Source organism: Duganella sp. CF402 (assembly GCF_900109645.1).
Taxonomy (GTDB): domain Bacteria; phylum Pseudomonadota; class Gammaproteobacteria; order Burkholderiales; family Burkholderiaceae_D; genus Rugamonas.
Genome location: NZ_FOBG01000001.1, coordinates 1626013 through 1645028, shown reverse-complemented (window position 1 = coordinate 1645028; position 19016 = coordinate 1626013). Strand labels below are relative to the sequence as shown.

The window sequence follows — 19016 nt, the reverse complement described above, 5'->3', positions numbered from 1 at the left end:
GTATAATCGAGGGTTTGCAGAACCGCTACAGATCCTCGACACATGGTCACCGACACCGAAAACACTATCCCCGAAAATAACGACGACGACGCGTCGTCAGCGGCCAGCGCCAAAACGCCGGCCCTGATCGCGCGCGAAGTGCAGCGCCGCCGTACTTTCGGCATCATCTCCCACCCGGATGCGGGTAAAACCACGCTGACCGAGAAACTGCTGCTGTTCTCGGGCGCGATCCAGATGGCCGGTACGGTGAAAGCCCGTAAATCGGGCCGCCATGCGACCTCGGACTGGATGGAGATCGAGAAGCAGCGCGGTATTTCGGTGGCGTCCTCGGTGATGCAGTTCGAATTCCGCGACCACGTGGTCAACCTGCTGGACACCCCGGGCCACCAGGACTTCTCGGAAGATACCTACCGCGTGCTGACCGCCGTCGACTCGGCGCTGATGGTGATCGACGCCGCCAAGGGCGTGGAAGCGCAGACCATCAAGCTGCTGGACGTGTGCCGCATGCGGAATACGCCGATCGTCACCTTCATGAACAAGATGGACCGCGAAACCCGCGATCCGCTGGAATTGCTGGACGAGCTGGAATCGGTGCTGAAGATCCAGTGCGCGCCGGTGACCTGGCCGATCGGCATGGGCAAGAACTTCCGCGGCGTGTACCACCTGCTGAACGACACCATCATGCTGTTCAAGGCTGGTGAAGAGCGTGCCGACGGCGCCTTCGAGATCATCGAAGGCATCGACAACCCGCGCCTGCAGGAAATGTTCCCGCTGGAAATGGATCAGCTGCGCATGGAAGTGGAACTGGTGGCTGGCGCTTCGACCCCGTTCAACCTGGAAGAATTCCTGGCCGGCGTGCAGACCCCGGTGTTCTTCGGTTCGGCGATCAACAACTTCGGCGTGCGCGAGATCCTGTCGGCGCTGGTCGACTGGGCCCCGGCGCCGCGCGAACGCGACGCCAGCGTGCGTGCGGTTGATCCGAAGGAAGAGCCGTTCACCGGTTTCGTGTTCAAGATCCAGGCCAATATGGACCCGGCGCACCGCGACCGCATCGCCTTCCTGCGCGTTTGCTCGGGCCGTTTTGAGCGCGGCATGAAGGTCAAACACCTGCGTCTGGGACGCGAGGTGAAGGTGTCGTCGGTGGTGACGTTCATGGCGTCGACCCGCGAACAGGTGGAAGAGGCGTACGCCGGCGATATCATCGGCTTGCCGAATCACGGCAATATGCAAATCGGCGATTCCTTCTCCGAAGGGGAAATGCTGACCTTTACCGGTATTCCATTCTTTGCGCCGGACTTCTTCCGCCAGGTGCGCATCCGCAACCCGTTGAAAATCAAGCAGTTGCATAAAGGTTTGCAGCAGCTGGGCGAAGAGGGCGCGGTACAGGTGTTCAAGCCGGTGCAGGGCGGCGAACTTGTGCTGGGCGCGGTCGGCGTGCTGCAGTTCGAGGTGGTGGCTAGCCGCCTGCTGAACGAGTACGGCGTCGATGCGGTGTTTGAAAGCACCAGCATCAGCAGCGCGCGCTGGGTATCGAGCGACGACAAGAAGGCCCTGGCCGATTTCGAAGACCAGCTCGGGCACAACGTCGCCTACGACGCGGCCGGTAATCTGGCCTACCTGGCCACCTCGAGCGTCAACCTGCGCCTGACGCAGGAACGCTGGCCAAAACTGCAATTCCACGCCACCCGCGAGCACTCGGCCAAGCTTTAATTGCTGGCGACGGCACGCAGGAGGGCGGGGATTTCCTTGCTGATCTCGCGTGCCAGGTAGCCGAGCGGGCCGTGTTTCAGGGCCAGCTGTTCGCCTGCCAGCGCGTGCAGTGCCACGCCCCATGCGGCGGCCTGCTCGAGTGGCGCGCCGCGCGCCGCAAGGCCGGTAATGATGCCGGCCAGTACGTCTCCCGATCCCGATATTGCCAGCCCGCTGTTGCCGCCTTCGTGGCGCCATTCCTGGTTGTTGACGTTGGCAATCACGGTCAGCGCGCCTTTTAGCGCCACCGTGGCTTGCCAGCGTTGCGCCGCCTGCCGGGCGGCGGCTTCCGGCTGGGCCTGTATGTCGTCTTTGTCGGCACCGCTCAGGCCGGCGAGTTCGCCGGCATGTGGTGTCAGCAGTACCGGGCTGGCAAAGCGGAAGCCGCCGCAGTCGGCATTCCCACTGACAATGCTCATGCCAGCGGCGTCCAGTATCAGCGGGGCGTGGCTGCAATCGGGCAGCAGGGTGCGCACGAGGTGACAGCAGGCGCTCTCGTCCTGCATGCCGGGCCCGATCAGCACGGCGCTGGCTTGACGGCACATGGTTTGCAGGTCGGGGCGCTGGTCGGCTGCCAGGCCGCCGTCCGCCGTTTCCTGCAGGCCGATCACGCGCGCCTCGGGGATGGCGATGCCGATCTGCGGCGCCACACTGGCGGCGGTGGCGATCGCCAGTTTCCCCGCGCCTGCGCGCAGTGCAGCGGTGGCCGCCAGCAGCACGGCGCCGAGCATCTCCCGCGATCCGGCGACAATTACCACGTAACCTCGCGCATTTTTGTCGCCATCGGCCGGCGGGACCGGTAGCGGCCACTCGCGCAACAGGCGGGCTGTGATGTCGTGGCTCATGATTTGGGCGCCGCCGGCTGGTCTTTTTGGTGGGTGACCGGGGTGCCGGTCTGCTCCAGCGGCGCGACGAAGTTGGCTTGCGCCAGCACCAATTTGCCATGCTTGCCCGCCGCCGGATCGAAACGGTACTCGGTGATACCACAGTTGGGCACGTCCCCAGCGCGGTCGATCGCCAGGATGGCGTCCTCGTCCAGCCGCTCCAGCAGGTAGCGGAAGCAGTTGACGATCACCTGATGGGCAACGATCAGCACCCGCTCGCCGTGGTATTCGCGCGTCATGGTGTCGATCACGCTGCGCAGCCGCAGGATGACGTCGCACCAGCTCTCGCCGCCAGGCGGACGGAAGTAGAATTTGCCGACGTGGGCGCGCTGTTCGGCCAGCTCGGGATACTTGTCGTGGATGCCCAGCGGCGTCAGGCGGTCGAGGATGCCGAATTCCTTTTCGCGCAGCCGTTCATCGGTGGCTGCGGCCAGCAAGCGGTCGCGGCCGAGGTGGCCAAGCACCACGTTGGCGGTGGCGCGCGCCCGGATGTATGGTGAATACAGCACTACATTGGGCTGGGCCTCTGGCGGCAACGCCTGGAACCAGCCGCTCATTGCGTGGGCCTGGCGCTGTCCCAATTCCGATAGCGGCACGTCGACATCGCGCTCCGCCAGGTCGATCAGCAGCTTTTTACCCGCTTCCGCCGCGTCGCGGGCGACGTTGCCGGCGCTTTGCCCGTGCCGGACCAGCCAGAGTTGCTGCGGCCATTTTTGTTCCATCAGCGCTCTCCCAGATCGAGTTCGACCCAGACCGGCGCGTGGTCGCTGGGCTTTTCGCGCCCGCGCACGTCGCGGTCGACGCCGGCCGATTTCAGCGCCGGCGTCAGGGCAGGGCTGAGCAGGATGTGGTCGATGCGCAGGCCGGCATTGCGCCCGTAAGCGTTGCGGAAATAATCCCAGAAGGTATAAATGACCTCATCCGGATGGGTGGCGCGCAGGGTGTCGCACCAGCCTTGTTCAATTAAACGGTGAAACGCCGCACGCACTTCAGGGCGGAACAAAGCATCGTCCAGCCAGCGTTCCGGTTTATATACGTCCAATTCGGTCGGCATGACATTGAAATCGCCGGCCAGCACGGCCGGCGCGCCGCTGTCGATTAATTGCGCCGCATGCAGAATAAACTGCTCAAACCATTTTAATTTGTAGTCGAACTTAGGTCCGGGAGCAGGATTACCATTCGGCAGATATAAGCCGCCGATAATAATCCCGTTGACCACTGCCTCGATGTAGCGGCTTTGTGTATCGTCGGGATCGCCCGGTAATCCGCGCCCGGTTTCCAGCGGCTGCTGGCCACGTGCCAGAATCGCCACGCCATTCCAGCTTTTCTGGCCGTGCCAGATGGCTTGATAACCTGCCTCACGAATCGCAGCTTCTGGGAATTTCTCCTGCGGTGCTTTCAATTCTTGCAGGCAGACGGCATCCGGCTGGGTCTCATCGAGCCATTGAAGCAGGGCAGGCAGCCGGGCGCCGATGCCGTTGATGTTGAAGGTCGCGATACGCATTTTGGCAATTATAGGCAGCTAAACCGTGTGTCCCAGTGCGCCAGCACACTTAACAGCCCGGCTTTCAAGCCAACTCTTGGCGCGTTCTTGCCAAGTTCTGGCGAGGATCGCATTCTTCGCTTGACAGAACCGGTGTATGCGCCTACTGTATTACTCAACTAATACACAAATACGAGTGTCATGGCTACCCACACTTCCTCCTTGTTCTCGATCACGACCGGTTCGTCGGATCCTATTTATCGCCAATTAATCGAGCAGGTACGGCGATTAATTGCCGCCGCCGTTTTAAAACCCGGCGATGTTTTACCGTCGGTACGTGATGTGGCTGTAACACTGGCCGTTAATCCAATGACGGTTTCCAAGGCTTATAACATGATGGAAACCGAGGGTTTATTAAACCGAGCGCGCGGCGTCGGCATGCTGGTCGCGCAAAGCAATTCACCTCCAGGCCGCGAAAATCTTTTAAGGCCGGTTTTGGAGCGCGCTGCCGCCGAAGCCCGGCAATTGGAATTGGATAACGCAACTGTGTTGGCACTGTTTGAAAAAATTCTTGGAGAAACTAAATGAAACCAGCAGTCGTCGAAATAAATAATCTGCACAAATCCTTTGGCAAACAGCCAGTGCTGCAGGGCGTTAACTGGAATATCGAATCCGGCAAAGTAATTGGTTTGCTGGGACGTAATGGGACGGGCAAGTCGACTTTGCTGGAATGCCTGCTGGGCCTGCGCGAGACCGATGCCGGCGCCGTCCAGCTGTTCGGCCAGCCGATGGCCGCGCTAGACGAGGCGGCGCGCGCCCAGATCGGCTACGTGCCGCAAAAGTCGGAACTGTTTGAGTGGTTGACGCCTTTGCAACTTCTTGATTATTTCAAGGCGCTGTACCCACGCTGGAATCAAGCCAAGGTCGACGGCCTGATGCAGCGCTGGGGTCTGGCCGGCGAGATGGCGACTAAGCAAATCAGCAAGCTTTCCGGCGGTGAAAAGCAGCGCCTGTCCATCATTCGCGCGCTGGCCCATGATCCGAAGTTGCTGGTGCTGGACGAACCAGTCTCCAGCCTCGATCCGGTCGGCCGTCGGGATTTTCTGCAGGAACTAATCACCGACGTCATCGAGCGCGACACCACGGTGGTGTTTTCCACCCACATTTTGTCCGACCTGGAGCGGGTGGCGCTGGATGTTGCTTTCTTGCAAGGCGGCAAGATCGTGCTGCAAGGAGCGCTTGACGAGTTGCTGGAAGGTAAGAACCTGAGTCTGGAAGACTTGTTCGTCGAGGTGACCAAATGAACGCGTCCCAGCGCCAATTGTTGATGCAGATCGTGCGCGATCGCGCCGCCTGTGGGCTGCTCGTGCGCCTGAGCTGGTTTATCGCTGCCTGTGTGGCGGGGCTGCAGATTTTGCGCCTGACCACAGGGGGACCAGCGTTCGGCAATATTCTGACGCTGTGCCTGGCGTGCGGACTCGCCTATATGTGGTGCGGCGCTGCGCTGAAAAGCGCGGTGCAGCAAAACCTGCCATCGAATGCGGTGCTGGTGCCGGGGCTGCGGTCCGGCCTGATACGTGTGATGGCCACGCTGTACCTGGCCGCCACGCTGTTCACGGCGCTGTTAAGCTGGCTGCTGGCCGGCCGCCCCGGCTACGGTTTGCTGGTGGGGGGACTGTTCAGCCTCTACGTACTGTACGCGCAGCGCTATAACTGGCTGAACTTGCTGCCATCGGCGGTCATTGTCGGCTCGGTGATGGTCTTCCACCACCCGCTGGACCGGATTTACGCGGCGGCCGAGGTGCTGGGCGAGCCGTTGGTGACGGTGATCGGCGCGGTGCTGCTGGCGCTGCTGGGCCGGCACGCGCTGCACGCCGTGCTGCCGCGAGGCGGCGACCGCCATATGGCGTGGTATCGGTGCTTCAGCCGCCAGCAGGCGCGCGCCAGTGGCAAGGTGTTGAACATGGAGCCAGGCGGGGGCCTGCGCTGGCTGGCGTGGCTGCGCGCGCCCTACAATGCGGCGCTGCGCAGCGACAGCCATCGCGGCGCCAGCCAGGGCCGCCAGATGATGCACACGCTGGGCACGCCAGCGCATGACGGCGGCGCGATTGCCTACATGCTGGTGTCGTCGGTCGGCATGGCGTGGTTAGGCCGCTACCTTGCCAGCCAGGGAAACCAGGTGGCAGCGATGGTGCTCAGCACGATGATGCAGGGCATGTTGATGATGAGCGTGCTGGTCTACGCGGCGACGGTGGCGTCGCAAGCGGTGCGCTTCCGCGCCGAGCAGGGCTTGTACCGTCTGGCGCCAGCCGCGCCAGCCGCCGCGCAGATCAACCGGATGCTGCTGGGCACGCTGATGTTTCGCAGCCTGCGCTTGTGGGCGCTATCGGTGCTGGCGATTGTCTGCATCGACATGATCGTGCTGGGCCAGTTCGAACTGCGCGGCATTACTTTCGTGTTGGCGATGCTGATGCTGCCGTTCGCCGGATTGCTGCTGCGTGACTACGCCGGCGCGCCGCTGCAGCAGAACCCGGTAGTGAACGTGGCGGTCAGCACGCTGGTGGTGGTGATCTACATTGCCTTGGCGTTGGTGGATCAGGCGCATCCGGGCTTGCCGCTGTTCTGGTTCGGTGGTGCGGTGGGCGCGGCGACCGTCGTGGCGCTGCGCCTGCGTTGGCAGCAGTTGATGGCCTCGCCACCGGCGCTGCCGGCGGGGCGCATGGCGGTCTAGTGGGTTTGCAGGACCAGGCCCAGCGTGACCGTCGTTTCGCTGGCGCCGCGCGCCAGGCGCTGGCCCCAGGTGGCGTCGACCTGCAAGCGGTCCGGAATCAGCGCGTGGGCGTAGCCGAACTGGTAGCGCGAACCGGCGCGTTGCTGGCCAAAGGTTTCGGCGGTCAGCGAGTTGCGTTCGTTGAGCTTGAACTCGGCGCCGAGGCCCCAGCTGGCATCGGTGTGATGTCTGAACTGGGTGCGCACCACGCCGGCATTCAGATGCAGCAGCACGCTGTCGCCGCGCAGTGAAACGCTGAGCGGTACGTTGGCCGACAGGTCGCCATCGAGCCCGCGTCCTGTGCGGAACTGGTCGGCCAGCACCAGGCCGATGCCCCAGCCGCCAGCCTCCAGCGGCTTGAACACGGTCTTGGCTTGAAGGCGGCCGTAGTGATAGCTGCGCACGCTGTCTTCGGCCCGTGCGCCGCCGACTGCCAACTCCCAGTCGCCGCCGGCGTTGCAGGCCGGCGTGGCCCAGAATTCACGCACGCCGTCGTCGGCGCGCAGGGCATAGGTTTCGAGCTGGCACTGGCCGGGCGCGACGATGGCGGCATCATCCACCGTCATCGGACGGCCGGCATGGGCGGGCAGGGTGGCGCAAGCCAGCAGGCAAGTAGTCAGGAATTTCATCATGTCAGTGTAGTGCTGCCAGATGAAGCCCTGATGACAGCGTTTTATTTTGCGGGAGAGGCCAGTGGCTTGCCTTTGTCGACCACGTAGACGCCGACCAGTTTCATCGTGCCCTTGCCGGTGTTGACGGCGTCGTGGACGGTGCCGGCCGGGACGACGAAGGATTCGCCGGCCTTGACGCGGCGCGGATCTTCGCCATCGATCAGCAGTTCGCCTTCGCCTTCCAGCACGTAGCTGATTTCATCGCCCGGATGGGAGTGGCGGCCGGCGGCGACACCTTCATCCAGCTCGACCCTGGCGACCACGGCCTCGCGTCCGGGGACGGACACATCGGCCTTCTGGATCACGGTGCGGCGGATTGTACCAGCTTGCGCCTGCGCGGCGACGGCGGCGAACATTACAATCAGGATAAGCTTCGGCAGTTTCATTGCGTCTCCCCTCCGGTTGTTGGAACGTCAATTCTACGCCGTCCCAGCCACAGCGCGTCGGCAACCGCGCCGATCCAGCACAGCAGGCACACCAGCGTGGCCAGATTGGTGGCCGGGTTGTCGACGCCGGCGCTGTGGATGCGCTCCGCGATGGCGGCCGGATCGAAAGGCAGGGCGCCGCTATTGAGTTCCTCGAGCAGGCGATCGGCCAGTTGCAGCACAGTGCGCAGCAGATAGAGCACGGCGGCCGCGGCCGGCAGCAGGAACAGCAGGCCGCGCGCGCCACGGCGCGGTTGCAACGCCAGGTGGCCCAGGCCGGGGAAAATCAAAGCCGAAATCAGGGCCGCCTTGGTCGATGCTTTCATATCGCTCCTGTTGTTACTTTATGCCTATTGATCGAACGCAAGGTTGCGTTGCGCCGGCCAGCGTAGATTACAACATCTTGGCTGCCGGGGGGAATCATGCGCGCGATGATCGGAATGGCTGTGATGGTGTGCTGTGCGGTGCAGGCCGCACCCAATGAAAAAGATGCGGTGGCGCTGGCCGAGAAGGGCGCGCAGTTCCTGCGCGCGCACGGCCGCGCCGAGATGGTGGCGCGCATCAATGGCAAGGACCCGGAATTCAACCAGGGCGCGCTGTACCTGGCGATGCGCGATATGAGCGGCATCACCGTGGCGCATCCGACTACGGCGCTGATCGGCAAGAACCTGCTCGACGTGCCGGATGCGGACGGCAAACTGTTCCGCCAGGAGATGGTGGCGCTGGCGCGCGGACCGGGGCACGGCTGGGTCGACTACAAATTCCGCAATCCGGAGACGGGCAAGGTCGAAGCCAAGCGCACCTACGTGCTGCGGGTCGGCGACGTGGCGCTGGAAGCCGGCATCTACAAGCACTGAACGGCCGTGCAGACCATGCTCAGCAAACTTCGAATCGGGCCCAAGCTGCTGCTGGCGCCGGGTGTGGTGCTGATCCTGCTGATCGTGCTGTCGGCGGGCGCCTACCTCGGGCTGCTGCGGCAGAACCAGTCGCTGGACAACATGGTGCAGCAGCGCGCCGTGCGGCTGAAGGCGGCGGCCGACCTGGTGGCCAGCGCGCACAAGGCGCACACCGAAATCTACCAGCTGCTCACCTGGATCAACGCCAGCTTTTCAGCGCCGCGCGTGGATGCGCTGGTGCGCGACATCCATCTGCGCCACGCCACGCTGGATCGTCAGTTCGCGCAACTGGAAATGGCCACGGCGGCCGATCCGGCCGAGCGGCGTTTTGTGGCGCAGTCGCAGGCGGCGCACGCCGTGTACGTGAAAGCGATGCAGGACGTGATCGAGCTGGCGATGGTCGACCAGTCGATGGCGGCCAACGCCATGTCCAAGGCCGAGCGGGCCTTTGACGTGGTGGCGCAGCGGCTGGAAGAGCTGTCGCGGCTCGAGCAAAGCCTGAGCGAGCGCGCCTACGCCGAGGCGGAGACCGACTTCCGCGTGCTGTCGACCTGGATGCCGATCGTGGTGGCCTTGTCGATCGCTTTGTCGCTGCTGGTGACGATGGCGGTGCGCAACGCCATGCTGAAAGAGGTGCGTGAGATCGGCGCGGCGGCGGTGGATCTGGCCGAGGGCAACCTGACCGTGCGCCAGCGCGTGTACGGGCGCGATGAAATCGCCGAAACCTCGCGCGCGCTGGACACCAGCATCCGCAATCTCAACACCACCTTGAAGACGATACTGGCGTCGGCGCAATCGATTGACAGCGCGTCGCGGGAAATCGCGCAGGGCAGTACCGTGCTGGCGCGGCGCACCCGCACGCAGGCCGGCACGCTGGAAGAAACCGGCGACGCCATGCAGCAGATGAGCAGCCAATTGGCGCAAGCGGCCAGCCATGCCGAACTGGCGGGGCAGCTGGCGCAGTGCGCCAACAGCTTCGCGGCGCGCGGCGGCGGCGTGGTGCAGCGGCTGGTGGTGACGATGGCGTCGATACGCGGCAGCTCGCGGCGGGTAGTGGAAATCGTCGGCGTGATCGATGGGCTGGCGGTACAGACGCATATGCTGGCCCTGAGCGCGGCGGTGGAAGCGGCGCGGGCGGGCGAGCATGGTCAGGGATTGGCTGTGGTGGCGGGCGAGGTGCGCACGCTGGCGCAACGCTCGGCGTCGGCGGCGCAGGAAATCAAACTGCTGATTGCCGACTCGGTGTCCGATATCGACAATGGCACGCGCTCGGTGGAAGAGGCCGGGGCCAGCATGGCGGAGATCATCGACGCGGTGCGGCAGGTGGGCGACATCGTCGGCCAGATCGGCGTGGGGGCGACCGATCAAAGCCAGGGCGTGCTGGGCATGCAGCAGGCGATTGTCAGCATGGATGAAATCACGCAGCAGAATTTGGCGTTGGTACAGCAAGCCGCCGCAGCGGCAAGCACCTTGCAGCGGCAAGCGCTCTACCTGTCGCAAGCCGTCGCCATCTTCAAGCTCGACGAAAACACCGAGCCGCCCGACGCCAACCGCCCCGCTGGCAGTACCCGCATTGTTCGCTTACGGCTGGCTTCCGTGCGTAGCTAGTTTAGGAGTCGCACCGTTCCAGCGGTCGCCGGGCTGCTGGATGTAGCGGCTGTAGACGTATTTCCACGGCATGGCCAGCGGAATGATGACGACGACCATGCATTCGATGAAGGTGCCGATGATGGCCTCGTCCATCGTGCCGCTTTGCCAGGCGGGCAGGGCGACGACCAGCAGCCAGATCACTTTCCACGTCAGCTCCCACAGCAGCACCGGGATCATTTGCAATGGGTAGCGGATGCCGAGCACGCACAGCAAGCTAAACGACGCCAGCATGCACTTGACCACGCCCTGCGACAGGCCCCAAGGCTCGGCGTGACGGATCACGCTTGGCCACACCACCAGCGCCAATCCCAGCGCGATAATCAAATACACGGCTCTCAGCGAATACAGGCGAAACAGCGATACTTGTGGCATGGCAGAACTCCCTGGTTAAGTTATTCGACTTCTTTCAGTACTTTCTCGATGCTGGCCAGACGGGCTTGCAGGTCGGCCAGTGCGGCGGCGGTTTGCTCTTGCGCTGCGACGGCGCGCTGGGCGATCAGGCGATAAGCTTCCTCGCCTTCCGCCTGCAGCTTGGCCTTCTTGATGGCGACGATGAAGCGCATGCCAAAGATCAGGAAGACGGTCGCCAGCGGCATGAAGATGGTCAGCAGGTAAATCGGTTCAGACATAAGACGCCTCTATTTTTCAGGGTTGTTAGTCAAGGTTTTTACAGCATCGGCAATCGCGGCGGGCGACAGATCGATAGCAAACGGCGCGGCCTCAAAAAAATTCAGCGCCTTGCCGTCTTCGGACAGCTCCAGCTGGCTGGTGACCAGTCCTGCTTCCTCCAGCTTCTGCAAATGCAGGTGCAGCAAGGGACGGCTGATATTCAACTCCCGCGCCAGCTGGCTGACATAATTCCTGCCACCCGCCGCCAGCGCCGCCACCACCCGCAAACGATGCGGATTGGACAGCGCCGAAAGCGCCGCCAGCAATTGATCGCCTGTGAGATGTTTTGATTTCATGTGTAAAGAATATCTGACAGGTGTCAGCGAGTCAACGTATTTTTTGTTGTTATTTAGCCGGCTGTGGATTTTAAAATATCGCTGTGATAATGTTTTGCACTCTTACCACCCAGAAAGAAAATTAATGAAAAAATAATTCTAGGAGTCGCAGTGGCTGCGGCACTGACCGGCTGCGCTGCGCCCAAAATGCAATTGAGCGCGAATACGAGTGCCGCGCTCAAGGATCAATCCATTGTCCCGACTGAGCGTAAGAAGCCAAAATTTGTCGCGACGGCCCCCGGGCCAGCCATTGCCCTGATGACAGGCGCCGACGTTAAGATTAGCGATGGCAATGAGATCGTTAAAGTCTATGACATCGAGGATCCCGCCCAGTCGATTAGCCAACGCCTGCTGCAAGAACTGCAATCGGCCCGTTCGGTACGGCCGGTCGCACCAGCAGTGTTTGTTGATAGCAGCGATCCGGAAAAATTGGCGACTTCAGCGAAAGGCGCCGCCAAATATATTCTTGACGTTGAGACCACCTACTGGTCTTTCCTCTATTTTCCTGCTGACTGGAAGCACTATCGCATCATGTACACCGCCGATGCCCGCTTGATCGATGCGGAGAGCAAAAAAGTAGTGGCGGAAAGCCGCTGTGTACGTATTCCTGACGCCACCCCAACTTCACCGACTTATCAGGAGTTGCTCGACAATCAGGCGCAAGTTCTAAAAAACGAACTGAAGATTGCGGCCGATGCATGTGCCAAGTCATTTAAAGCGGAGATGTTTTCCCTGTAAATAGACAAAATAGATAAAAAAAATCCCGGCGCGAGGCCGGGATTTTTTATTGCGGAACTAGCTTATTCGTAATCGCTCATCGGTGCGCAGCCGCAGAACAGGTTGCGGTCGCCGTAGACGTTGTCGGCGCGGCCGACTGGTGGCCAGTACTTTTGCTTGCGCAGCGATGGCACCGGATAGGCCGCCACTTCACGCGAGTACTTGCGGTCCCACACGTCGGCAGTCAACACTTCGGCAGTGTGCGGCGCGAATTTCAGTGGGTTGTTCAGCTTGTCGAACTCACCGCTTTCCACTTTGGCGATCTCGCCGCGAATCGCGATCATGGCGTCGATGAAGCGGTCCATCTCGGCTTTCGATTCCGATTCGGTCGGCTCGATCATCAGCGTGCCCGGCACCGGGAACGACATGGTCGGTGCGTGGAAGCCGAAGTCCATCAGGCGCTTGGCCACGTCTTCGTTCGAGATGCCAGTGGCATCCTGCAGCGGACGCAGGTCGATAATGCACTCGTGCGCCACCAGGCCGTCGTGGCCCGAGTACAGCACCGGGTAGTGCGGCGACAGGCGGCGGGCGATGTAGTTGGCGCCCAGGATCGCGGTTTCGGTCGCGGCGGTCAGGCCTTCCGCGCCCATCATGGCGATGTACATCCACGAAATCGGCAGGATCGATGCCGAGCCATATGGCGCAGCCGATACCGAGCCAATGCCCGCGTTGTCGCGGATGTAGCCGTTCGAACGCTGGTTCGGCAGGAACTTGGCCAGGTGCGCACCGACGCCGATAGGACCGACGCCTGGGCCGCCGCCACCGTGCGGAATGCAGAAGGTTTTGTGCAGGTTCAGGTGCGAGACGTCGCCACCGAACGCGCCCGGTGCGGCCACGCCCACCAGTGCATTCATGTTGGCGCCGTCGACGTAGACCTGGCCGCCGTGGCTGTGCACGATCTCGCACAGTTCACGGATGCCTTCTTCAAACACGCCGTGGGTCGAAGGGTAGGTGACCATGACGCAGGCCAGGTTCTTCGAGTGCAGTTCGGCCTTGGCTTTCAGGTCGGCCAGGTCGACGTTGCCGTTTTCGTCGCAAGCGGTAACCACCACCTGCATGCCGACCATCGATGCCGATGCCGGGTTGGTGCCGTGCGCCGACGATGGAATCAGGCAGATGTTGCGATGGCCTTCGCCACGCGACTGGTGGTAAGCCTGGATCACCAGCAGGCCGGCGTATTCGCCCTGCGAACCGGCGTTAGGCTGCAGCGAGACGGCGGCGTAGCCGGTCACCGCGCACAGCATCTCTTCCAGCGAGTCGATCATTTCGCGGTAGCCGGCGGTTTGCGCGACTGGTGCGAATGGGTGCATGGTCGAGAATTCAGGCCAGGTCACCGGGATCATTTCGCTGGTGGCGTTCAGCTTCATGGTGCAGGAACCCAGCGGGATCATGGTGCGGTCCAGCGCCAGGTCCTTGTCGGCCAGCGAGCGCAGGTAGCGCAGCATCTCGGTTTCCGAGTGATAGCGGTTGAACACCGGGTGCGACAGGTACTCGGAGGTACGCGCCAGCGCGTCAGGGAAGTGACGCTCAATGGTCGCTTCCACGGTGTCGAAGTCCGGGCCGTGGGCCGGGCCGCCGACTGGATGCGAGAACACGGTCCACAGCAGCGCGATATCTTCGCGGGTGGTGGTTTCGTCCAGCGACACGCCGACGTGCGACGCGTCGATCACGCGCAGGTTAACGCCGTGCGAATGCGCCGATGCGTGCAGCTGTTCGGCGTTTTTCACGTTGACGGTCAGGGTGTCGAACCAGCTGTCGTTGGTGATGGTGTAGCCCAGCGTTTTCAGGTTCGCGGCCAGCACGCCAGTCAGGCGGTGCACGCGCTTGGCGATTTGCTGCAGGCCTTTCGGGCCGTGGTAGACGGCGTACATCGACGCCATCACTGCCAGCAGTACCTGCGCGGTGCAGATGTTCGAGGTGGCTTTTTCGCGGCGAATGTGCTGCTCGCGGGTTTGCAGCGCCAGGCGGTAAGCCTTGTTGCCCTGCGCGTCGATGGTCACGCCTACCAGGCGGCCCGGCATCGAGCGTTTGAATTCGTCGCGGGTGGCCATGTAGCCGGCGTGCGGGCCGCCGAAGCCCAGCGGTACGCCGAAGCGCTGCGAGTTACCGACGACCACGTCGGCGCCCCATTCGCCCGGTGGCGTCAGCATGGTCAGCGCCAGCAGATCGGCGGCGGCTACCACCATCGCGCCTTTGGCCTTGATGGCTTCAACGTCGGCTTTGTAATCGCGCACGTTGCCGTTCACGCCCGGGTATTGCAGCAGCACGCCGAAGCATTCGCCGATGCCTGCCAGTTCGGCCGGGTGGAATACTTTCACGGTGATGTCGAGCGGCTTGGCGCGGGTCTGGATCACTTCCAGCGTTTGCGGCAGCACGTCGTCGGCCACGTAGAACACGTTCGATTTCGATTTGCTCACGCGCTGGATCAGCGTCATGGCTTCGGCAGCGGCGGTGCCTTCGTCCAGCATCGACGCATTGGCGATGCCCATGCCGGTCAGGTCGGTGATGGTTTGCTGGAAGTTCAGGATCGCTTCCAGGCGGCCTTGCGAAATCTCTGGCTGGTATGGCGTGTAGGCGGTGTACCAGGCCGGGTTTTCGAAGATGTTACGCAGGATGACGTTCGGCGTCAGCGTGTTGTAGTAGCCCTGGCCGATCAGCGACTTGAGCACCTTGTTTTTCGAAGCGATTTTTTTCAGCTTGTTCAGCGCTTCGTTTTCTGGCATCGGCTGGGTGTAGGCGCCCAGTGGCAGGGCTTCCTTGTTGCGGATGTTGGCCGGAACGATGGCGTCGATCAGGGCGGCGCGCGAGGCGTAGCCGAGGACCGACAGCATTTCCTGCTGTTCGGTGGCGTCTGGGCCGATGTGACGGGCGATGAAGGCGTCGCGCGCTTCGAGTTGGGTCAGGCTGGTGCGGGTCATGATAGGGCGAGGGCAGAGAGAGAAGAGGGCTGTCGTTCCGGCGCAGGCCGGAACCCAAGTTAAGCGGGCAGCTTATTGGATCCCGGCCTTCGCCGGGATGACGTATTAACCGATGTTTTTGCCGTAAGCGGCGGCGTCCAGCAGGCCGTTGATGGCGCCGGCGTCGGCTGGCTTGATCTTGAACAGCCAGTTGGCGTAGGCGTCGGTGTTGATCGCTTCCGGCGCGTTCACCACTTCTTCGTTCACGGCCACGACTTCGCCGGCCACTGGAGCGTAGATGTCCGAAGCGGCTTTCACCGATTCCACCACGGCGGCGTCGTCGCCGGCGCCGTAGGTGTTGCCGACTTTCGGCAGTTCGACGAAGACGATATCGCCCAGCGCGTCCTGCGCGTACTCGGTAATGCCCACAGTGACGGTGCCGTCGGCTTCAGCGCGTACCCATTCGTGGGATTCGGTGTACTTCAGGTCTGCAGGAATGTTCATGTTGTAATGCTCCAGAGGGTGAGGGTATCTAAATTAAACGGCCAGGATTTTACCGTTGCGGACGAACGGCAATTTAACCACAGATGCGGCCAGCTTCTTGTCGCGGATTTCCACGTGCACGGTGTCGCCCACGTTCACGCCCATCGGCACGCGCGCCAGCGCGATCGCCTGCTGCATGGTCGGGCTGAAGGTGCCGCTGGTGATTTCGCCGGTGGCGTCGGTGCCGGCCACGATGACTTTCTGGTGCGCGCGCAGCACGCCGCCTTTTTCGCGCAGGATCAGGCCCACGAATTGGGCGTTCTGCCCCTTGGCTTGCAGCGCGGCCTTGCCGATGAAGTCACGCTCGGACACCAGGTCGATGGTCCATGCCAGGCCGGCGTCCAGCGGGTTCACGGTTTCGTCCATGTCCTGACCGTACAGGTTCATGCCGGCTTCCAGGCGCAGGGTGTCGCGCGCGCCCAGGCCTGCCGGCTTCACGCCGGCGGCAACCAGCGCGTTCCACAGGTTTTCAGCTTGTTCAGCGGCGACGCCGATTTCAAAACCGTCTTCGCCGGTGTAGCCGGTACGGGCGATCATCGCCTCGCCCAAAGCGGCGCTCTGCGCGAAGGCCACGTTGAACGGCTTCATCTCGGCCGTGCCTTCTTTCGATTCAGGGATCACTTCCCACACCTTGGCGCGGGCGTTCGGGCCTTGCACGGCGATCAGCGCCATCGCATTGGCGCCATCGCGGCGCTGGGTGATGGTCAGGCCGGTACTGTTCTGTGCCTGCATCCACGCCACGTCCTTCTCGGCGGTGCCGGCGTTGACCACCAGGCGGAACCAGTTTTCGTTGATGAAGTAGACGATCAGGTCGTCGATGACGGTGCCCTCTGGATTGAGCATGCACGAGTAGAGCGCCTTGCCCGACACTTGCAGCTTGTCGACGTTGTTGGCCAGCAGATGGCGCAGGAAGCCGCGCACATTGTCGCCCTTGATGTCGACCACGCACATGTGAGCCACGTCGAACATGCCGACGTCGGTGCGCACGGCGTTGTGCTCTTCGATCTGCGAACCGTAGTTGACCGGCATATCCCAGCCGCCGAAATCGACCATGCGGGCGCCGGCAGCGCGGTGTGCGTTATTCAGGGGGGTAGCTTTGAGCGTCATGGTACGGTCCAAACGAAAAGAGGTTAACAGGGAATGCAAATGATTCCAAAAACCCCTCTGTCCTTTGTACCTGAGAGATAGCGGGGATGAACATCCCGCACGCCCCTTCGGTGGATTGCAGCTGCAACCTCTCTCCAGAGTTTGAGCTCATTCAGAGCCCCTTGACCGGTCCTTTTGCCTGAGAGTTTTTGGGTAGTGCCCCTTCGGCGGCAACGCTGGTTTGCCCTCTCCCGATCAAGACTCGGGAATATATGCCAGAAGGGCTGGAATGTCAATCTTGCCCGGCTGCGCACGAATGGGACGGGAAAAGCTGCCCGGGCGACAATTTGCTAGAATAAACCACACTATTTTGAGAGCCCAGCGATGAGCCAAGACCAGACAAGCTACGAAGGACATGCGTGGTTCACGCTATCGGGAGATGTCAACAGCGACATGGTGCGCCGCGTCTTCGACGCGGTGGCCGACATGACCGAAGACCGCATCACCACCGCCCATATCCTGATCCAATCGAACGGCGGTTACGTCAGCGACGGCATTTGCCTGTACAACTACCTGAGCAAACTGCCGATCAAGATCGTCACCTACAACGCCGGCGCGGTGGCGTCGATCGCGGTGATCCTGTATCTGGCGGGGCAGGAGCGCTACGCCAGCGACACCGCACGCTTCATGGTGCACAAGTCGCACGCCAGCGCGCCGCACGGCGCCCGGCCGGACGCGCTGCGCATCATCGTCGAAGGTCTGCAGGCGGACGACGCGCGCACCGAGCAAATCCTGCGGCAGCATGTGGCGCTGACCGAGGAGCATTGGCGCGTGCATGAGTACTCCGACCTGCACCTGACGGCGTCGGAAGCGTTGAAGGTGGGGATGATACGCAAGATCCGCGACTTTGAGCCGCCGGGTGGCCAGCGCGTGACGAATATCTGAACGGCCAGCGAATGCGGCGCGCGTTGCGCCGCATTTCCGCTGCTGTGCTAATTAGCGGTTGCCGGATTGCTTGTTGCCGTCGTTTTTGTGGCTTTGACGGCCGGCTTCAACGTGCTGCTCGTGGGTGCCGCCCTGGGTGCCGCTGCCTTTCGAACCGCCGGACGAGCCTTGGCCGCCGGATTGCTTGCTGCTGCCTTGGTTCGAGCCTTGCTTGCTACTGCCACCTTTTTGATTCGCGTTCATTTTGGTTCCTTTACGAAGTGAGTGAACGCCAGAAGCGTGTTAGCGTTTCTGGTGGGGCAATGATGCGTTTTCAGCCGGGTAGCCGGTATCGGAGTTTCCCTAGCTGGCGTGTAGGAGCATGGCTTGCAGGGTGCGGCTCAGAATTCTTCCCACTCGACGTCGCGCCGCTCGGCGCGGACTGGAGGGGGCAGGGCGGGCGTGGCTTTGCGCGGCGCGCGCGCTGCCGCTGGCCGACCAAGGCCGCATTCTGCTGCGTGGCCTGATCCATCGCCGCGACGGCTTGATTAACTTGCTCGAGGCCGGCCGTCTGTTCGGCGTTGGCGTCGGCAATTTCCCCGATCAGCCCGGTCACCTGCTTGACGCTGCCGACCACCTCATCCATCGTCTTGCGTGCCTGATCGGCCAGTTGGGTGCCGCGCGCGACCTTGTGCCGACGCCTGCTGCTCCGTGCGCGACGACAAATCCTGATTGCCATCCGCAATCTCATCGGCCGCGCCACCGATCGCGCGCGCGCCGCCTTGCACCTGCCCGACGATGCCGAGCAAGCTGTCATTCATCTCCTGCATGGCCAGCAGCAGCCTGCCGGTCTGGTTGTCCGGCTGCGGCGGAATCCGTGTGCCGAGATCGCCGCTGGCGATGCGTTGCGCCACCTGCATCGCCTGCTGCAAGGGGGAAGTGATCGAGCGCGCCAGCCACAAAGCCAGCAGCGAACCGCCCGCCATCATCCCGGCCAGCAGGCTGAAGGTAACGACTTGCGCGCCGTTATACAACTCAACGGCCCGCTGCATCGCCTCTTGTTTTGATGGCAAGGCGGTGAGCAGCATCATGTCGTGCATGCGCGACAGTGCGTGCAGTGCCAGCAGCGCCGTCAGGGCGAGGATGACGGCAAAGGCGGCCAGCAGCTTGCCGGATGTGTCCAGTTGGTGCAGGATTTTCATGGCGGTCCTTGATGGCGGGAAGGTGAGTTATTCATGTTAGGGAAACTTCAACCTT

Annotated in this window: 23 protein-coding genes and 2 riboswitches; of the genes, 8 read left to right on the top strand and 15 right to left on the bottom strand. The window is 62.5% G+C overall.

All coding sequences use genetic code 11. The features are described 5' to 3' along the window. Positions 1 to 42 precede the first annotated feature (42 nt). Positions 43 to 1710, top strand: a complete 1668-nt coding sequence (locus BMZ70_RS07315) for a peptide chain release factor 3 (protein ID WP_092271731.1) — start codon at positions 43 to 45, stop codon at positions 1708 to 1710. Here the strand turns inward: BMZ70_RS07315 and BMZ70_RS07310 are convergent. The 3 genes from BMZ70_RS07310 to xth are packed head-to-tail and all read right to left on the bottom strand — an operon-like array spanning position 1707 to position 4137. Continuing rightward, positions 1707 to 2594 (bottom strand): NAD(P)H-hydrate dehydratase, encoded by an 888-nt coding sequence (locus tag BMZ70_RS07310; protein WP_092271728.1) that lies wholly within the window; start codon positions 2592 to 2594, stop codon positions 1707 to 1709. The two genes, BMZ70_RS07315 and BMZ70_RS07310, sit on opposite strands and share 4 nt — an antisense overlap. Continuing rightward, on the bottom strand, positions 2591 to 3355 hold the full coding sequence (locus tag BMZ70_RS07305; RefSeq protein WP_092271725.1) for a histidine phosphatase family protein: 765 nt from the start codon (positions 3353 to 3355) through the stop codon (positions 2591 to 2593). The genes BMZ70_RS07310 and BMZ70_RS07305 overlap by 4 nt, the downstream gene beginning before the upstream one ends. Then, a complete protein-coding gene (xth, locus tag BMZ70_RS07300) occupies positions 3355 to 4137 on the bottom strand; it encodes an exodeoxyribonuclease III (protein ID WP_092271722.1) in 783 nt (260 codons plus the stop codon). The genes BMZ70_RS07305 and xth overlap by 1 nt, the downstream gene beginning before the upstream one ends. Positions 4138 to 4317: 180 nt before the next feature. Between xth and BMZ70_RS07295 the strand changes: the two genes are divergently transcribed. From BMZ70_RS07295 to BMZ70_RS07285, 3 genes are read left to right on the top strand one after another with little or no spacing between them, the layout of a single operon-like run. Next, a complete protein-coding gene (locus tag BMZ70_RS07295; protein WP_092271719.1) occupies positions 4318 to 4704 on the top strand; it encodes a GntR family transcriptional regulator in 387 nt (128 codons plus the stop codon). Next, positions 4701 to 5420, top strand: a complete 720-nt coding sequence (locus tag BMZ70_RS07290; RefSeq protein ID WP_092271716.1) for an ABC transporter ATP-binding protein — start codon at positions 4701 to 4703, stop codon at positions 5418 to 5420. The genes BMZ70_RS07295 and BMZ70_RS07290 overlap by 4 nt, the downstream gene beginning before the upstream one ends. Beyond that, positions 5417 to 6847 (top strand): hypothetical protein, encoded by a 1431-nt coding sequence (locus tag BMZ70_RS07285; RefSeq protein WP_092271713.1) that lies wholly within the window; start codon positions 5417 to 5419, stop codon positions 6845 to 6847. The genes BMZ70_RS07290 and BMZ70_RS07285 overlap by 4 nt, the downstream gene beginning before the upstream one ends. On the opposite strand, the gene BMZ70_RS07280 is transcribed toward BMZ70_RS07285, so the two are convergent. Genes BMZ70_RS07280 through BMZ70_RS07270 form a run of 3 tightly spaced genes read right to left on the bottom strand, consistent with a single transcriptional unit; the run spans position 6844 to position 8308 of the window. After that, a complete protein-coding gene (locus BMZ70_RS07280; RefSeq protein ID WP_092271710.1) occupies positions 6844 to 7518 on the bottom strand; it encodes a hypothetical protein in 675 nt (224 codons plus the stop codon). The two genes, BMZ70_RS07285 and BMZ70_RS07280, sit on opposite strands and share 4 nt — an antisense overlap. A 41-nt stretch (positions 7519 to 7559) precedes the next feature. Next, a complete protein-coding gene (locus tag BMZ70_RS07275; RefSeq protein WP_092271707.1) occupies positions 7560 to 7943 on the bottom strand; it encodes a cupin domain-containing protein in 384 nt (127 codons plus the stop codon). Then, positions 7940 to 8308: a hypothetical protein gene (locus tag BMZ70_RS07270; protein ID WP_092271704.1), complete on the bottom strand. Its 369-nt coding sequence runs from the start codon at positions 8306 to 8308 to the stop codon at positions 7940 to 7942. The genes BMZ70_RS07275 and BMZ70_RS07270 overlap by 4 nt, the downstream gene beginning before the upstream one ends. 105 nt (positions 8309 to 8413) lie before the next feature. Here BMZ70_RS07270 and BMZ70_RS07265 point away from each other — a divergent pair, with 105 nt between their 5' ends. Next, positions 8414 to 8839, top strand: a complete 426-nt coding sequence (locus tag BMZ70_RS07265) for a cache domain-containing protein (protein WP_373922513.1) — start codon at positions 8414 to 8416, stop codon at positions 8837 to 8839. A gap of 15 nt (positions 8840 to 8854) precedes the next feature. Further along, positions 8855 to 10486 carry a methyl-accepting chemotaxis protein gene (locus tag BMZ70_RS07260; RefSeq protein WP_092271698.1) on the top strand — a complete coding sequence of 544 codons (1632 nt, stop codon included), beginning with the start codon at positions 8855 to 8857 and terminating at the stop codon, positions 10484 to 10486. On the opposite strand, the gene BMZ70_RS07255 is transcribed toward BMZ70_RS07260, so the two are convergent. The 3 genes from BMZ70_RS07255 to BMZ70_RS07245 are packed head-to-tail and all read right to left on the bottom strand — an operon-like array spanning position 10460 to position 11493. Next, positions 10460 to 10900: a hypothetical protein gene (locus BMZ70_RS07255; RefSeq protein ID WP_165403503.1), complete on the bottom strand. Its 441-nt coding sequence runs from the start codon at positions 10898 to 10900 to the stop codon at positions 10460 to 10462. The genes BMZ70_RS07260 and BMZ70_RS07255 overlap by 27 nt on opposite strands. Before the next feature lie 20 nt (positions 10901 to 10920). Further along, on the bottom strand, positions 10921 to 11157 hold the full coding sequence (locus BMZ70_RS07250) for a hypothetical protein (RefSeq protein ID WP_092271695.1): 237 nt from the start codon (positions 11155 to 11157) through the stop codon (positions 10921 to 10923). A 9-nt stretch (positions 11158 to 11166) separates the two neighbouring features. Beyond that, on the bottom strand, positions 11167 to 11493 hold the full coding sequence (locus tag BMZ70_RS07245) for an ArsR/SmtB family transcription factor (protein ID WP_092271692.1): 327 nt from the start codon (positions 11491 to 11493) through the stop codon (positions 11167 to 11169). A 150-nt stretch (positions 11494 to 11643) separates the two neighbouring features. Here BMZ70_RS07245 and BMZ70_RS07240 point away from each other — a divergent pair, with 150 nt between their 5' ends. Further along, positions 11644 to 12270 (top strand): hypothetical protein, encoded by a 627-nt coding sequence (locus tag BMZ70_RS07240; RefSeq protein WP_130300868.1) that lies wholly within the window; start codon positions 11644 to 11646, stop codon positions 12268 to 12270. Positions 12271 to 12332: 62 nt separating this feature from the next. Here the strand turns inward: BMZ70_RS07240 and gcvP are convergent, their stop codons facing one another. The 3 genes from gcvP to gcvT all read right to left on the bottom strand — a co-directional run bounded on the left by gcvP (position 12333) and on the right by gcvT (position 16856). Further along, on the bottom strand, positions 12333 to 15227 hold the full coding sequence (gene gcvP / locus BMZ70_RS07235; RefSeq protein WP_092271686.1) for an aminomethyl-transferring glycine dehydrogenase: 2895 nt from the start codon (positions 15225 to 15227) through the stop codon (positions 12333 to 12335). Positions 15228 to 15332: 105 nt separating this feature from the next. Beyond that, on the bottom strand, positions 15333 to 15710 hold the full coding sequence (gene gcvH, locus BMZ70_RS07230) for a glycine cleavage system protein GcvH (protein WP_092271683.1): 378 nt from the start codon (positions 15708 to 15710) through the stop codon (positions 15333 to 15335). Positions 15711 to 15743: 33 nt separating this feature from the next. Then, the gene (gene gcvT / locus BMZ70_RS07225) at positions 15744 to 16856 is read right to left on the bottom strand and encodes a glycine cleavage system aminomethyltransferase GcvT (RefSeq protein WP_092277646.1); all 1113 of its coding nucleotides are present in this window, start codon (positions 16854 to 16856) and stop codon (positions 15744 to 15746) included. 47 nt (positions 16857 to 16903) lie between these two features. Further along, positions 16904 to 17004: riboswitch (glycine riboswitch) on the bottom strand. Positions 17005 to 17012: 8 nt separating this feature from the next. Further along, positions 17013 to 17099, bottom strand: a riboswitch (glycine riboswitch). 120 nt (positions 17100 to 17219) lie between these two features. Between gcvT and BMZ70_RS07220 the strand changes: the two genes are divergently transcribed. Continuing rightward, positions 17220 to 17780, top strand: a complete 561-nt coding sequence (locus tag BMZ70_RS07220; RefSeq protein WP_092271680.1) for an ATP-dependent Clp protease proteolytic subunit — start codon at positions 17220 to 17222, stop codon at positions 17778 to 17780. Positions 17781 to 17831: 51 nt separating this feature from the next. On the opposite strand, the gene BMZ70_RS07215 is transcribed toward BMZ70_RS07220, so the two are convergent. The 3 genes from BMZ70_RS07215 to BMZ70_RS28765 all read right to left on the bottom strand — a co-directional run bounded on the left by BMZ70_RS07215 (position 17832) and on the right by BMZ70_RS28765 (position 18961). Continuing rightward, positions 17832 to 18023, bottom strand: a complete 192-nt coding sequence (locus BMZ70_RS07215) for a hypothetical protein (protein ID WP_092271677.1) — start codon at positions 18021 to 18023, stop codon at positions 17832 to 17834. A 70-nt stretch (positions 18024 to 18093) separates the two neighbouring features. Continuing rightward, entirely contained in the window at positions 18094 to 18405 is a 312-nt protein-coding gene (locus tag BMZ70_RS28770) for a hypothetical protein (protein WP_229205326.1), read from the bottom strand. Then, positions 18398 to 18961, bottom strand: a complete 564-nt coding sequence (locus tag BMZ70_RS28765; RefSeq protein WP_130300872.1) for a HAMP domain-containing protein — start codon at positions 18959 to 18961, stop codon at positions 18398 to 18400. The genes BMZ70_RS28770 and BMZ70_RS28765 overlap by 8 nt, the downstream gene beginning before the upstream one ends. Positions 18962 to 19016: the final 55 nt, after the last annotated feature.